At 42.4% G+C, this 14,598-nt stretch carries 14 protein-coding genes; 7 read left to right on the top strand and 7 right to left on the bottom strand.

All coding sequences use genetic code 11. The features are described 5' to 3' along the window. Positions 1–7 precede the first annotated feature (7 nt). From H5163_RS12415 to H5163_RS12430, 4 genes are all read right to left on the bottom strand, one after another. Complete coding sequence (locus H5163_RS12415) at positions 8–460, bottom strand: low molecular weight protein-tyrosine-phosphatase (RefSeq protein WP_145240896.1); 453 nt, start codon at positions 458–460, stop codon at positions 8–10. Positions 461–532: 72 nt separating this feature from the next. Then, positions 533–748 carry a TIGR02450 family Trp-rich protein gene (locus H5163_RS12420; protein ID WP_145240894.1) on the bottom strand — a complete coding sequence of 72 codons (216 nt, stop codon included), beginning with the start codon at positions 746–748 and terminating at the stop codon, positions 533–535. Between the two features lie 306 nt (positions 749–1,054). Continuing rightward, on the bottom strand, positions 1,055–1,573 hold the full coding sequence (locus H5163_RS12425; RefSeq protein ID WP_182731174.1) for a hypothetical protein: 519 nt from the start codon (positions 1,571–1,573) through the stop codon (positions 1,055–1,057). A 69-nt stretch (positions 1,574–1,642) separates the two neighbouring features. After that, complete coding sequence (locus H5163_RS12430) at positions 1,643–2,149, bottom strand: DUF3087 domain-containing protein (RefSeq protein WP_182718023.1); 507 nt, start codon at positions 2,147–2,149, stop codon at positions 1,643–1,645. Between the two features lie 152 nt (positions 2,150–2,301). Between H5163_RS12430 and H5163_RS12435 the strand changes: the two genes are divergently transcribed. The 3 genes from H5163_RS12435 to H5163_RS12445 are packed head-to-tail and all read left to right on the top strand — an operon-like array spanning position 2,302 to position 4,131. Beyond that, the gene (locus tag H5163_RS12435) at positions 2,302–2,940 is read left to right on the top strand and encodes an energy transducer TonB (protein ID WP_182731172.1); all 639 of its coding nucleotides are present in this window, start codon (positions 2,302–2,304) and stop codon (positions 2,938–2,940) included. A gap of 26 nt (positions 2,941–2,966) precedes the next feature. Further along, complete coding sequence (locus H5163_RS12440) at positions 2,967–3,518, top strand: RNA polymerase sigma factor (protein WP_149981704.1); 552 nt, start codon at positions 2,967–2,969, stop codon at positions 3,516–3,518. After that, positions 3,505–4,131, top strand: coding sequence for a hypothetical protein (locus H5163_RS12445; protein WP_182735249.1), 627 nt, complete (start codon positions 3,505–3,507; stop codon positions 4,129–4,131). The genes H5163_RS12440 and H5163_RS12445 overlap by 14 nt, the downstream gene beginning before the upstream one ends. 119 nt (positions 4,132–4,250) lie before the next feature. Here the strand turns inward: H5163_RS12445 and H5163_RS12450 are convergent, their stop codons facing one another. After that, complete coding sequence (locus tag H5163_RS12450; protein ID WP_182735250.1) at positions 4,251–5,906, bottom strand: P-loop NTPase fold protein; 1,656 nt, start codon at positions 5,904–5,906, stop codon at positions 4,251–4,253. A gap of 2,273 nt (positions 5,907–8,179) precedes the next feature. Between H5163_RS12450 and H5163_RS12455 the strand changes: the two genes are divergently transcribed. From H5163_RS12455 to H5163_RS12465, 3 genes are read left to right on the top strand one after another with little or no spacing between them, the layout of a single operon-like run. Beyond that, on the top strand, positions 8,180–8,617 hold the full coding sequence (locus H5163_RS12455) for a MerR family transcriptional regulator (protein ID WP_182735251.1): 438 nt from the start codon (positions 8,180–8,182) through the stop codon (positions 8,615–8,617). Beyond that, positions 8,614–10,857 carry a heavy metal translocating P-type ATPase gene (locus tag H5163_RS12460; RefSeq protein WP_182735252.1) on the top strand — a complete coding sequence of 748 codons (2,244 nt, stop codon included), beginning with the start codon at positions 8,614–8,616 and terminating at the stop codon, positions 10,855–10,857. Before H5163_RS12455 ends, H5163_RS12460 begins: the two co-directional genes overlap by 4 nt. A 22-nt stretch (positions 10,858–10,879) precedes the next feature. Further along, the gene (locus H5163_RS12465; RefSeq protein WP_182735253.1) at positions 10,880–11,233 is read left to right on the top strand and encodes a cupredoxin domain-containing protein; all 354 of its coding nucleotides are present in this window, start codon (positions 10,880–10,882) and stop codon (positions 11,231–11,233) included. Between the two features lie 446 nt (positions 11,234–11,679). Here the strand turns inward: H5163_RS12465 and H5163_RS12470 are convergent, their stop codons facing one another. Further along, positions 11,680–11,820 carry a hypothetical protein gene (locus tag H5163_RS12470; RefSeq protein WP_182735254.1) on the bottom strand — a complete coding sequence of 47 codons (141 nt, stop codon included), beginning with the start codon at positions 11,818–11,820 and terminating at the stop codon, positions 11,680–11,682. A gap of 291 nt (positions 11,821–12,111) precedes the next feature. Then, positions 12,112–13,194 carry a hypothetical protein gene (locus H5163_RS12475; protein WP_182731164.1) on the bottom strand — a complete coding sequence of 361 codons (1,083 nt, stop codon included), beginning with the start codon at positions 13,192–13,194 and terminating at the stop codon, positions 12,112–12,114. Positions 13,195–13,416: 222 nt separating this feature from the next. On the opposite strand from H5163_RS12475, the gene H5163_RS12480 reads away from it, so the two are divergent. Continuing rightward, positions 13,417–14,562, top strand: coding sequence for a PQQ-dependent sugar dehydrogenase (locus H5163_RS12480; RefSeq protein WP_182735255.1), 1,146 nt, complete (start codon positions 13,417–13,419; stop codon positions 14,560–14,562). The last annotated feature ends 36 nt before the right edge of the window (positions 14,563–14,598 follow it).

The raw sequence follows: 14,598 nt of genomic DNA on the forward strand, positions 1-14,598 counted from the left end.
GACTGGGCTATTTTTGTAAGGTATCGAGTATTTTGTCACTGGCATCCTCGATTAAATCAAGTACCTGTTCAAAACCATTTTCGCCACCATAATAAGGGTCGGGGATCTCATCAACACAGGTTCCATAAGCTAAAAATAACGACAGCTTATACTGCAAATGCGCCGGACAAAGTGCAGTTAGATCAGCTAAATTGGCTTTATCTGCAGCGAGGATCAAATCAAAGTACTCAAAGTCATGAGCGTTGACTTGTCGTGAACGTATCCCCTCAAAGCTATAGCCACGTTTAAGTGCCGCCGCTTGCGAGCGTTTATCGGGAGGATTACCAATGTGGTAGCCTGCGGTACCCGCTGAGTCAATTTCAAACTGTGATCCACGTTGTAATGCTTTAGCCTTTAACACCGCCTCCGCAGTCGGTGAGCGGCAAATATTACCTAAACAAACGATCAGTATTTTTTTCATGATTAAATTTCATCCACTAGCATCAACATGCATTCATAAGATACCAATAAAATTAAAACCTGCATACCTAGGTTACTTCCAACCTTGTAACCAGCGCTGTTGATCTTTTAAATCATGCCAATTTATTTCCATCGAACGCTTTGACATCACCGCTTCAATAACACAGCTGATAACAACGCCCTCTTCGTCAAACTCCATTTCCGTAATCATAAAATGCTTTTCTTTATTGACGGGGGAAACTGCCGTCCATTTACTGTTTAATAGTTTTCTGTGGTTAATTTTATTCATATGATTCCTATCTAACATCATTACGTATTAATCATCGTGATACGTAAACACCACCCACTGCGTTTACATTTAACTGAATGAAATGTGATTTTACAGCTAACTAATCACAGCTGCATAGAGGTATAAGTCTGGCTCGACCATCAAGTGGGTTGTCTATTTTCAGGTAGTATTTACCAAGTAGGGTTGGAATTTGCGGTGCTAGTAAGAGGAATTAAATAACCAGTTACATCAGATGACTCAATATGTATTACAAGGTAGAGGTAGGCTTTAATTTATCACTAAAGCCTATATAAGCTAATGCAATTATTAAAATTCGTAACTAATACTCACGCCACCATCAGCGCGTTTTTCATTACTGTTGCTGCCTTCACCGTAGCCTAATTCAAAACGAACGCGCCAACCGCCTTCATTTAAACCACTAAAAAGGTAACTATAACTCACGCCTACACCGTTGGTCGTTTCTGTATCAAACATACCTGATAGCGCACAGCCAAAAATATTACCAAATGTCTCACCAATGTCTTTATCATCAGCATCCGGACACTCACGACCATCATCTTGTGCACCAATGGCGCCAACAACTAAGCCTAAAGCATGCTTTTTATCGCTCGTTAGCGCATGTTCAAACCCGACAGAAAAACCATCATCTAAGCCTATTTTATAGTTAGCATACCAGCGCTGTGTACCTTGTGCTGCTGATAATGATACCTCTGGTATAACAAAGTAAGGGTAGCCGCCACCGATTGAAAAATTAACATCGTTTGCATTAGATGAAAAAGTACAAATCGTTAGCAAAGCACCTAGGCAAAGCTTGTTTAATGTCATTGAAGTTCCTTTTAAGTTTTTTATTATAAAGCGAATGCTACTTTACACATTCTAGAAACAAAAAAGCAACTAAAATTGCTTTAAAATAACATCATCATAATCATCAACGTTTAACGTCACATTAAACTTAGCCGCCACATTATCAAGCTCAGCTTGCTTAATAGCTAATTCATCCATGGTGATAGTGTTATCGTCTAGTTGCCATAATAACCGCGAGCCCGCATAACTATAATGAATTGCTAACAATGCTTGAGGATTCCCCTCTCGCCCCGCCGCTTTTAATTTTGCCATTTTACGGGTGATTTTATTCAATGCTTGTTTGAGATCCCACACATACACCACTTCGGTCATATAATCATGCGTGCGGTATTTATTCAGCGCCCAGCCAATTGTTAGGCTAGTAATAACTACACCAATTAAATTCCAATGAAAATGACTGCCACTTTCATCAGGGAATAACGCGATTAGTAGTTGTGAGATTGCTAAACTGCCAATAGCCAACGCCAAGCCGCAGCCGATAATAACGCGGTTTAAATGCTTACGATAACGAGCTTTATCAATTTGAATAAGTTGCATAACTGCCTAATAAAATAAAAACCAAAATTCACAGCCGCCATTGTAACCAATGCCCATAAGCAAACACGAAACTTTTTAAAAATATTTCACCCCTTTTTAATCTAGCGCACGTTTTAGTGATGAATACCACTTAACTTATCGAGGATTTGCTTATGCAAACAGTAGCTTTACCACACACTAATCATGCTTTAAAAACATCAACGGCCATTGTTGGTGGTGCAGCCATGACCTTTGCGGCATTTGCATTTATGCAGTACTTAATTAGTGGCGAGCAACGCGCGCCAAGCTTTATTGATGACAGCATCATTGTAGAAATATTCCAAGCACCAGAAGATTCTAAAGTGCAGCACAAGCAAACCTTGCCGCCGCCACCTAAAATGCAAACGCCGCCTAAAGTGCCGCCGCGTACACCGCCAAGTACTGATACTAATATAGTAACAACCGCAATAACGCCAGATATAAGTATTGATAAAATAGGTGGCGATATAAAAGCTAACTTACAGCGACCAACCGGTGATGCGACCCCCATAGTACGTATAAATCCTAAATACCCGCCCATTGCCGCACGAGAAGGCATTGAAGGCTGGGTACAATTAAGCTTTAATGTATCTCAAACCGGTGAAGTAATAGATGCACAAGTAACAAACGCAGAACCAAAACGCATTTTCGACCGTGAAGCACTACGGGCAATAAAACGCTGGAAATACCGCCCAAAAGTGATTGATGGCGTAGCACAAATGCAAACGGGGCAAAGCGTACAACTTGATTTTAAGTTAGACCAAACGCAATAAAAGCTCATTAATGGATAAGGTTGCCTATGCTTACAAGCTTAAAGTCATGGTTTATCAGTCAGCCCAGTAACGACTACTTGGCTGACTACGCAAAAAGTGGCGACAATCGCCACTTAACTAAACTCGTTACCTTGTTTGGCAACGATTTGTATCATTACTTAGTCACGCAAAGTAATGAGCAACTCGCCTTTGATATAAGCCAACAAACATGGTTAAAAGTGATGGAAAAACGCCATTATTATCAACCGCAAGACAACCCGAAAGCCTGGTTGTTCCGCCTTGCCCGTAATGCGTTAATCGATGAGTTTCGCAAACAACAGCGTTTTGTAGAATTAGAAGACGATACTGCAATTGCAGCACCTAATACTCAGCAAAGCTTTGATTACGAAGCCTTTAACCACGCTTTAATGCAACTAAGCTTTGTACAACGCGAAGCGCTCAGCTTACAGCAAGAAGGCTTTTCGCTTGAAGACATACAACAGATCACCCAAAGCAATCATGAAACCGTAAAAACGCGGCTACGTTATGCAAAACAAAACTTAAAAACATTATTAGGAGGCTACCATGAACAAGCATAACGAACAGTTTGAGCAGCAACTTAACCAGCATTTTAGTGAGCGTAAAAAACGCCACACACTGACGCCAGAACAACAGGCATTGTTTACGCAAATGCCGAATCAAAAAGCTAATAAAAAGCCGACTCGATTTTTATTACCCCTGCAAATGACTGGCCTCGCCTGCGCTTTAGTGGTGTTGGGCTTTACCATTTTTAACACCACAGATAACAACACAGAACAACAACACACACTTAACAACACCTTTGCCGTAGAGCAAAGCAGTTACCACTTTATAGAAGTACACCAAGTAGATAATGCGGGCAGTTATTCAAGTGAGATCACCAGCCAAAAACAACAACTCGACGATAAACTCGCCGCCGACCTGCGCCTACACCAACAGCGCTATATTGAATACGGGCAATTAGTAAAAGTAGATAACGACTGGTACATCGCCAGCTGTCACAGCGAAGTGCTCATTCAAATAAAAGACTCGCTATTGAATAACTTAAAAACCAAACACGCCGTAGAGGGCAATATCATGAAAGGCGACATGCTCGCCATGGCCCACAACAGCCAAGGCCAGATCATAGCGCTTAAACATGCAGGGGATGGGGTAAAGATGTGCAGGGGATAATTTTTACCACCGAGGGCACAGAGGCGCTGCGCGCTTCACAGAGAAGAGCCTGAAAGATGAAATCTTAGCTTGTGAACTTAATACACTAAACTAGATTTTAGCAAGATAACTTATCAAACTTAGCTATCCCCCATATAGTCTAATGGCAAAGATAGTTCTACAAAATCACGATAATGCTCTTTTTCTATTTTAGTATATCCATCATGAATGTAAATATACTTAACCCAAAGAATTGTAACTTCATCAGGCTTAGAATTATTACGATTAAGCCCTCCTAAAGCTTCCTCTGCTTGTTGAAGCTTTGTCGGAGGCCTCTTTTCACTTCTTCCCATAAAGTTATATAGGCTTGATACTTCACTTAGAAAAACTCCAGAAAATACATTTTTGATGAAGTTGGAAAAAGAAATGAAATACACCTTTTTACTAAACCTGTTTATCCGATAATCAGACTGATATATTTGTGGATCAATTAAGTATGCAAGCTCAGTTGATAAGTGCTCTTTCAAGATATTTCTTTGCAGAAAGTCAGGCAAACTTATATCTCTAATTTCGCCTTTATTATTTTGCTCTGTTCTTTTAAATCGCCCACTTATGATCTCTTCATAAAGCGGAAGATCTTTTTCATAGATACAAAACAAAACCGCTAGCACGAGTACATCAACTTTTTTACCACTCGGTAAATTAGCAATAATGGCTGTAATTCGCTCAGTAATTTGAATTGCAGTCCTTGCTGATACTTGAAAGGCATCTAATACAATAGAAATATTAGCTAAAGCGATTTCAGGTGTCTCTGTACAGGGGAGTAGCTCAATATTTTTACTTTCTAGATACGCAGATTCAAATTTAGTTGTATCGCTATGTACTGATAAAAAATCCTTTAAAACAGGTCGTTTTAAGCTATAGCGACTATTAAAAAATCGGCCTAAATAGACTTTAGCATCAAAGCCTTCACCATAAATTGATTTGATTGTATGTTGGAGTTGCTCAGTATCTGTTGCCACAACAAATACGATGCCTTTAACATCAAATATATGCTTTATAGTTTCGAGCATTTCAACAGCATAACTTGGGCGACAACGATCTAACTCATCGATAAAAACAAAAATAGGTAACTTTTTACCTTCCTGCTGCTCAAATTTACTGACCCAGTATGCTAATTTAGACTTTATGACCTCGATGCTTTTACTTTTCGCTTCATGCTCTTTAATAAGGTTCTGCGCAAGAGCTTTAACTGCGGGTGAAAAAGCTGAGCTATTTTGTTTGCTAGATTCTACATTCTCAGTTTCTCCACCTTCATCATCTGAAAATAATAATGTATTTAACTCATCTAAATTGATACCAGTTATCTTTTTCGTTAAACCTTGCGCAATAGCGGGTGCAACAGCTTTAAATATTGACGCTGCTCTGTTTGGAATAGTAATAGCGAAATTTGCCTGCGCACTAAGCTGCTTAATAATGCCAGCAATAACTGTTAGAAAAGGATCGTCTGAGTAATCTTGCTGCCAAGCATCGATATAAACAACTGGAAAGTTTTTGAGTTCCTGCGACCAACGCTTGAGAAAGTATGTTTTACCTGCGCCCCACTCGGCATTTAAGTTTAATACGTAGTTTCTCTTTTGCTCTTCTTGCGGTCTATTCTCGTCAAAACCTTCTTGAATTAATAATCTTGTGAGAAATGTTGCGTATCGAGCTCTATCTAACTTATCAGCTGGAACGTACTCATCTATTTTACGATTTGATGGTGTACTCCAATCAAAGTCATTTATATCGGCCATCAAATTCCCTCTTAAATATCATTTTTTCATATAGTGCCATACAAAGTTAAGTAAATATAATTCTTAAATAGATCTCATAGAAACGCACTGATTAATGCACTGGATAATGCCAAGAAAAATACCAACCTTACGTTTAACACCCTCCCCCCGTCATCACGCCCTGAAAAGAAGTAATTGATGAGTAATATCGCGCATGGCAGGATTTTGTTCCCGACAAATCCTAAGTACCTACATCCATGTAGGCAATGCGCGATAACGCGAAACTAGGCCATGGGTGAAAAGCGTAGCTTTGAACGAGAGGCCATGAATGGCCGAACTGGGGAGCGTACATGGATGTGAAAGTTGGCCTATCTTCGCCGTTTACGTTCACATCAATTATGCGTTGAAGGATTAAGCGTGATGCTCGGGGCGCCGTGGGGTTCCAAGGGGCGACCGGCGGCAGCCGCCCCTTGGTTGCTGCCAGCAATCTGGCAAAGAACCTTTAATAAGGTTTCTTTAAACAGTTAACGAGTTTGAAAACGACAAGTTAGCAAGCAATGACTAAAAGTTACACGCGCCAGCAAGCTCAGCGCCTACGCTGGTTAGCCCTTACATTGGTGTTAAACCCTTCGTGGCTAAAGCCATCTCCTACTTCCAATATTTAACCTCTGTGTAGCGAAGCGCCTCTGTGCTCTCGGTGGTGATATTCACTTTTTCGCCCTAAAGGGCGACCTACAATTTGAACGCCCCCATTGGTTTTATCGCCGCACTTTAGCCAACCAAACCACGCGCGCCAGCAAGCTTAGCGCCTACGGTGATGAACTTATCACTGGTGTTAAACCCTTCGTGGCTAAAGCCCGCTCCTACTTCCAATATTTAACCTCTGTGTAGCAAAGCGCCTCTGTGCTCTCGGTGGTGATATTCACTTTTTCGCCCTAAAGGGCGACCTACAATTTAAACGTCCCCATTGGTTTTATCGCTGCACTTTAGCCAACCAAACCACGCGCGCCAGCAAGCTTAGCTGCTACGATAGTTAACTCTATCACTGGTGTTAAACCCTTCGTGGCTAAAGCCAGCTCCTACTTCCAATATTTAACCTCTGTGCAGCGAAGCGCCTCTGTGCTCTCGGTGGTGATATTCACTTTTTCGCCCTAAAGGACGACCTACAATTTAAACGCCCCATTGATTTTATCGTTGCACTTTAGCCAACCAAACCTCGCGCGCCAGCAAGCTTAGCGCCTACGGTGGTGAACTTATCACTGGTATTAAACCCTTCGTGGCTAAAGCCAGCTCCTACTTCCAATATTTAACCTCTGTGTAGCGAAGCCCCTCTGTGCTCTCGGTGGTGATATTCACTTTTTCGCCCTAAAGGACGACCTACAATTTAAACGCCCCATTGATTTTATCGTTGCACTTTAGCCAACCAAACCACGCGCGCCAGCAAGCTTAGCGCCTACGGTGATGAACTTATCACTGGTGTTAAACCCTTGGTGGCTAAAGCCAGCTCCTACTTCCAATATTTAACCTCTGTGTAGCGAAGCGCCTCTGTGCTCTCGGTGGTGATATTCACTTTTTCGCCCTAAAGGACGACCTACAATTTAAACGTCCCCATTGGTTTTATCGTTGCACTTTAGCCAACCAAACCACACGCGCAAGCAAGCTCAGCGCCTACGGTGGTGAACTTATCACTGGTGTTAAACCCTTCGTGGCTAAAGCCAGCTCCTACTTCCAATATTTAACCTCTGTGTAGCGAAGCGCCTCTGTGCTCTCGGTGGTGATATTCACTTTTTCGCCCTAAAGGACGACCTAAAATTTAAACGCCCCCATTGGTTTTATCGTTGCACTTTAGCCAACCAAACCACGCGCGCCAGCAAGCTTAGCTGCTACGATAGTTAACTCTATCACTGGTGTTAAACCCTTCGTGGCTAAAGCCAGCTCCTACACAAAGTTTAGCCACCTTATTAGCGCTTGCGCGTCGCCATTACAGCAACCCTAGAAAGTGCTTTAACAGCCATCAGTACAACGCGCAGCGTAATACAGTGTCGCACTTAAAAGTCGCGTAGTGAGGCAAACTAAACTATAGTGAACTTAAGCAGCTACGAAATATCTGGCTCATGCATATATCAACATTAACCATATAGTTACTGTTGCATCCTTCAAGTACTTCTATTGATAAGCGTTAAAACTTTTATATGTAAATCAAAACAACAAACAGCCTAGTTTAAAATAGCGGTTGACCTGTGTGTTGCACATACGTTTATCATGCCATTATTGAATAACGATGGAGTTAAGTTATGTATGTTAAACAGTTAGCTAAAACTATGGGGGTGACCCAAGATACAGTGCGCCATTACACTCGTATAAAGTTACTTAACCCCATTCGCAGCGAAAGCAATGGCTATCAGGTGTATACCGCTGACGATCAACAACGCTTAAAATTTATTATCAGTGCGCGACAACTTGGTTTTTCTATTAAAGATATTCAGCAAATAGTTGCTCAGTCGGAGCAAGGCAATTGCCCTTGCCCACTGACACGAAAATTAATAACTAAACGGCTCGCAGAAACAGAGCAACATTTTCAAGAAACTCTCAAACTAAGAACGCGTATGCAAGCAGCGGTAAGACAGTGGCAAAACTCAAACGATGGTGCTGTAAGTGCCGATATATGTAGTTTAATTGAAACCTTTGTAGATCCCCTTAACGAGCAAGTTAATTCTGAGGAAGCACAATGAGTAATAGCAAAGGCACAGTGCAAAATTTTATGATTGAAGGCGCTAGCTGTGGGAGCTGCGTTGCAAAAATAGAAAAAGCGCTAAAAAGTGTATCTGGTGCGCAGCGTGTTGAAATGAACTTTGCTGATCGCAGTGTGCAGGTTGAAGGCAATGCACCATCAGCAGAGCTGATTGAAGCAGTCGAAAATATTGGCTACAAGGCTAAGCCAATGAATAGCGAGTCGGAGCAAGACGCGCTAGATGAAAAAGCCAAAGCCGATAACGCGCACTATAAAAAGCTAATGCGTAATATGGTATTGGCACTAGGCGTTGGCGCTCCGCTTATGCTGTATGGGCTTATTTTTGATATGAGTGTCACCACCAATACACAGCGCATTGGCTGGTTTATTGTTGGTATAGTCACTTTGGTGGTTATGGCTATTGCGGGTAAACAATTTTACAACGGCGCATGGCAGTCATTTAAAAACCACACCGCCAATATGGATACACTGATTGCGTTGGGCACAGGTACCGCGTGGTTGTATTCTATGGTGGTAGTAATTGCGCCAAGCGTATTACCCGAGGTGGCCAGACATGTTTATTTTGAAGCCTCGGCGATGATCATCGGTTTAATTAGCCTAGGCCTTGCCTTTGAAGTAAAAGCCCGTGGCCGTACATCTGAAGCGATAAAACGCTTAATTGGTTTACAACCAAAAACAGCTCGGGTAGTGCGTGATAACAAAGAGCAAGACATAGCTATTAGTGAGGTACTAAAAAACGAGACTGTGCGTGTACGCCCCGGTGAAAAAATCCCCGTGGATGGTGAAGTCATTGAAGGTAGCAGCTCAGTGGATGAGTCAATGCTCACGGGTGAGCCAATGCCAGTCAACAAAAGTGAGGGCGATACCATTGTTGCAGGCAGCATTAATAAAAGTGGCACGTTGCTATTTAAAGCCACCCATATTGGTAGTGAAACCACACTTGCCAATATTATTAATATGGTTAAACGTGCACAAAATTCTAAACCCTCCATAGGGCGTTTAGCCGATGTAATATCCGGCGTATTTGTTCCTACCGTAATGATCATTGCGGTGCTCGCGGGCCTTGCTTGGCTTAATTTTGGTCCCGAGCCGAGCATTGCTTATGCGGTAGTGGCTGTGACTACGGTGCTTATCATTGCCTGTCCGTGTGCGCTGGGTTTAGCAACCCCTATGTCAATTATGGTTGGGATAGGTAAAGCCGCTGAATCGGGAATACTTATCCGTAATGGAGAAGCGCTGCAAACCACCTCTAAAATAACCACCATGATTTTAGATAAGACCGGCACGATCACCGAAGGTAAACCCACCGTTACCGATATCATTAATTTTAATGACAGCGATAAAGTACACGTCCTTAAGCTTGCTGCCAGTCTTGAAAGCGGCTCTGAGCATCCTTTAGCGCAAGCTATTGTAAGTTATGCTGAAAATGAAGATATCACAGTTGAAAAAGTCAGTGATTTTAACGCTGTCACGGGGCAAGGTGTGACAGGCACATTTGATGGACAAACTTTATTGTTTGGCAATGAAGCGCTTATGAGCCAACACAATATCAGTATTGCAGAGGCAAAAGAGCAAGCAGAGCAATTAGCCAGCGCCGCTAAAACGCCAATGTATTTTGCCATTGATACCCAACTACAAGCCATTATAGCGGTAGCCGATCCGATAAAAGACGATTCAGCAGAGGCCATTAAACGCTTACAAAATAAAGGTATCCATGTTGTTATGCTGACCGGCGATAACCAAGCTACCGCTAAAGCCGTCGCTAACAAAGTCGGTATTAAGGACTTTATTGCCCAAGTAATGCCTGATGACAAAGCCAGTGAAGTAACTAAACGCCAAGCTAAAGGTGAAATAGTCGGTATGACGGGTGATGGTATAAACGATGCGCCGGCACTGGCACAAGCCGATGTTGGGTTTGCTATTGGCACTGGCACCGATGTGGCGATAGAGAGCGCTGATATCACCTTAATGCGTGGTTCATTACAGAGTCTTGGCGATGCCATTGCTGTTAGTAGCGCCACTATAGTCAATATTAAGCAAAATTTATTTGGTGCATTTATTTACAATGTGGCAGGTATTCCAATTGCTGCCGGGCTGTTATATCCATTTTTTGGCATATTACTAAACCCGGTTGTTGCAGGTGCTGCCATGGCGTTGTCATCACTGACTGTGGTCACAAACGCCAATCGCCTGCGCTTTTTTAAACCCAGTAAATCGTAATTTTATAAATAGGAGTAGCATTATGTTGATGATCAATATACTCGGCGCGTTGTTAATTGCGGTTATTATTTACTGGTTTTGGCTATACAAACCTAAACAAGTGCAAAGCAATAATAACAAAATAACGATAGTGGTTAATAACGGCGTTTATTCTCCTGCCCATATTAAAGTGGCAGCTGATAAAAAAGTAACGCTGACGTTTAATCGACAAGACAGTGCCCCATGCGCCGAAACGGTGGTGTTTCCTTCACTCGATATAAGTAAAACGCTCGCTATGGGTGAGAATAACACTGTTGAGCTGCCAGCACTTAAAGTGGGTGAATATGCTTTTCATTGCCAAATGCAAATGTATAAAGGCACGTTATTGGTATCTTGAGGTATAACAAAACTCAAAGAGACCTTGCTTCATGAAGGAATGCAAAGGGTCAAATGCACAGGTCTTGCATCTTACCAAGACCAAATACCAATCTCACGTTTAACACCCTCCCCGTCATCACGCCCTGAAAATAAGTAGTTGATGAGTAATATCGCGCAAGGCAGGATTTTGTTCCCGACAAATCCTAAGTACAGCCATTTAGGCAATGCGCGATAAAGCGTGACTTCGCCATAGGCCAAAAGCGCAGCTATGAACGAGAGACCATGGATAGTCAAACTGGAGAGCGTACATGGATGTGAAAGTTGGCGAAAAAACGGCGCTTACATTCACATCAATTATGCTTTGAAGGAAATAGCGTGATTCCCGTCGCTGGTTAAGCCCAAAGGCAGCAGCGCCCCCCGATTTTGCTGTCGTGCCAGCGCGACAAAACCTTGAATAAGGTTTGTTTAAACAGTTAGCGAGTTTGAAAGCGACAAGTTAGCAAGCAATGACCAAAAGTTACACGCGCCAGCAAGCTTAGCGCCTACGGTGGTGAACTTATCACTGGTGTTAACCCCTTCGTGGCTAAAGCCATCTCCTACTTCCAATATTTAACCTCTGTGTAGCGAAGCCCCTCTGTGCTCTCGGTGGTGATATTCACTTTCTCGCCCTAAAGGGCGATCTAAAATTTAAACGCCCCCATTGGTTTTATCGTTGCACTTTAGCCAACCAAACCTCGCGCGCCAGCAAGCTTGGCGCCTACGCAGGTTAACTTATCACTGCTGTTAAACCCTTCGTGGCTAAAACCATCTCCTACATCCACTATTTAACCTCTGTGCAGCGCGAAGCGCATTTGTGCTTTCGGTGGTAAAATTCACTTTTTCGCCCTAAAGGGCGACCTACTGTTTAAACTGGTAATCTTTTATATAACGATAATCAAATTCAGTGTCGTCTAACACTTGGCAGTGGTCGTTAAAATCATCGCTGAGCATGCCATAGATATCAATTTTTACTGATTGTTCTTCAATATTTTTAGCAAAGCTGGTGAGTAACTGCCTGCCTTTTTTAGCGTCCATATAACAACCAAATTCATAAATACTGTAAAGCCTTGCAAAGGTATCGCCGCCCTCTTCTGCTTGCGTGATAAGTGCGTCACCTGTTTTACTATCGAGTATTTTTCCTAGTATAAATTGAGCGCGCGGGTTGCTTTTTTGCTCTGCTAAATAACGCAGTATTAATTGCGCTTGATAGCTATCTTGCGGGTAATTACCTAAGTAGCGCCCTTGAACATCAAACTGCCTACCTGAATAGTAAGCAAAAGCATAAGTAAGTGCTTTATGCTGGCTTATTGCAGCAAGCGCTTCATCACTGGTATCAATATGCTTATCGCGAAACTCGGCTGCGCGCGCTGCTTGCTGATTTTTTTCATTTTCCATGTACTGTACCTCTTGAAAAATGAGCACCGCAATGGCAACAATATAACCAACCACAAAAGTCAGCACTAGCAACAAAGGTAAAACAACAAACCACCTGTTTTTTAACTTTTTTTGTTGTAGATAATCAGGGCACGCAAAATAAGCATCAAATGCTTTATAGTCATGCATTGAGATGTTGATACGTGATAGATAGGCAGCGCTCCAGGCGCCGAGTACATAAACGCCAATCAAAATAACGGACAGCACATTGCCGCCGACCACTATTTGAAAATCCCATGCGAGTAAAACAATACACGCATGAGACACAAAACCTATTACAGAGAATAATCGTTCATAGCCACGACCATGAAACCTAACAGCTAAACCTATTAACGCGCCGCTGAGCCATAGCATAACAGCCCCTGCTGCTGGCTTTAATTCATAAATAAATACCCACAGCACTAAAATGGGTATACACCAAAAGACTGTGCCTAATGCGGCTGCCAATGCATTTTGTTTTGTTATTTTTTCGATTACATTGTTTTGAAAGTTGCTCTGAGCTGACACGGTAAATCCCTATACGATTGTAAAAATTGTTAATATATTCTATTTCTAACTTCAATACATCCCCAGTACAACGCAAAGCATAAGTAGCAACTTACTGAACCCCTCTATACTCCCTCCTATCTCATTTTTTCTGTTACTAATCGCACTTTAGTAAATGTTAATAACAATTAAACTATTAACACGCTACTCTATTTACATCGTGTTTAAAAAATTGGAGTCATCATGAAGACGTCTTTTTACACCAGTTTAGCTATTGCTATGGTCAGTTTATCTACCTTGCAGGCGTGTGCGCAGCAAGCGGAACAAGAAATCCCTGTCGCTAAAAGCGCTGATAAGTATCAGCTTGAATTAGTTGCTCAAGGGGTAAATATTCCTTGGGGAATGGCGTGGCTTAACGAGCAAGATTTATTAGTAACAGACCGCTCTGGTGAGCTTAGGCTAATTCGTAATGGCAAACTGCTAGAACAAAAAATTGCAGGGCTGCCTAACATGCATGCGGAAGGTCAAGGCGGCTTATTAGATATCGAGCTTGATCCTAACTTTAAAGACAATGGCTGGATCTACTTTTCTTACTCAGGTTATGAAGGTGATGAAGAAGGCTACAATACATCCATTATGCGTGCGCGCTTAAAAGATATGGCACTAGTCGACTCGCAGCTGCTGTTCGACGGCACGCCAAACACCACAACCAGCAAACATTACGGCTCGCGTATTGAATTTGATAAAGACGGTTACTTGTACTTTTCGATTGGTGACCGCGGCGCGCGTGATGTTCACCCACAAAGCTTAGAGTATGATGCAGGAAAAATTCACCGCATTAATGCTGATGGCACAATCCCTAAGTCAAACCCGTTTGTTAATCAGCCAAACGCACGTAAGAGTATTTACTCTTATGGCCACAGAAACCCACAAGGCATGGCTATGCATCCAGAAACGGGGGCAATTTGGAGTCATGAACACGGCCCTCGTGGTGGTGATGAAATCAATATTATTAAAGCAGGCGCTAACTACGGTTGGCCAGAAGTAACTCACGGCATTAATTATAATGGCAGTAAAATTACTGATCAAACAAGCCGCGAAAGTATGCAACAACCCGATTGGGTATGGGTGCCGTCTATCGCGCCTTCCGGGATGGAGTTTGTTACAAGTAGCAAATACCCGCAGTGGCAAGGTCATGTACTTGTTGGTGCAATGAAGTTTGCTCACTTAGTATTAGTAGAGCTTGATGGCGATAAAGTAACAGGTCACAGCAAGCTATTTGAAGGTGTTGGCCGCGTGCGCAGCATTGCAACCCACCCTAATGGCGATTTATATCTGGGTATTGATGGTATGGGAATTTACCGCATCGTGCCTAATGGTAAAATCTAACGCGTAATACAAGCAATGTGATAAAGCCCTCTAAAT

Origin of the sequence: Pseudoalteromonas sp. SG44-8 (genome assembly GCF_014164125.1) — a bacterium.
Lineage (GTDB): Bacteria > Pseudomonadota > Gammaproteobacteria > Enterobacterales > Alteromonadaceae > Pseudoalteromonas > Pseudoalteromonas rhizosphaerae.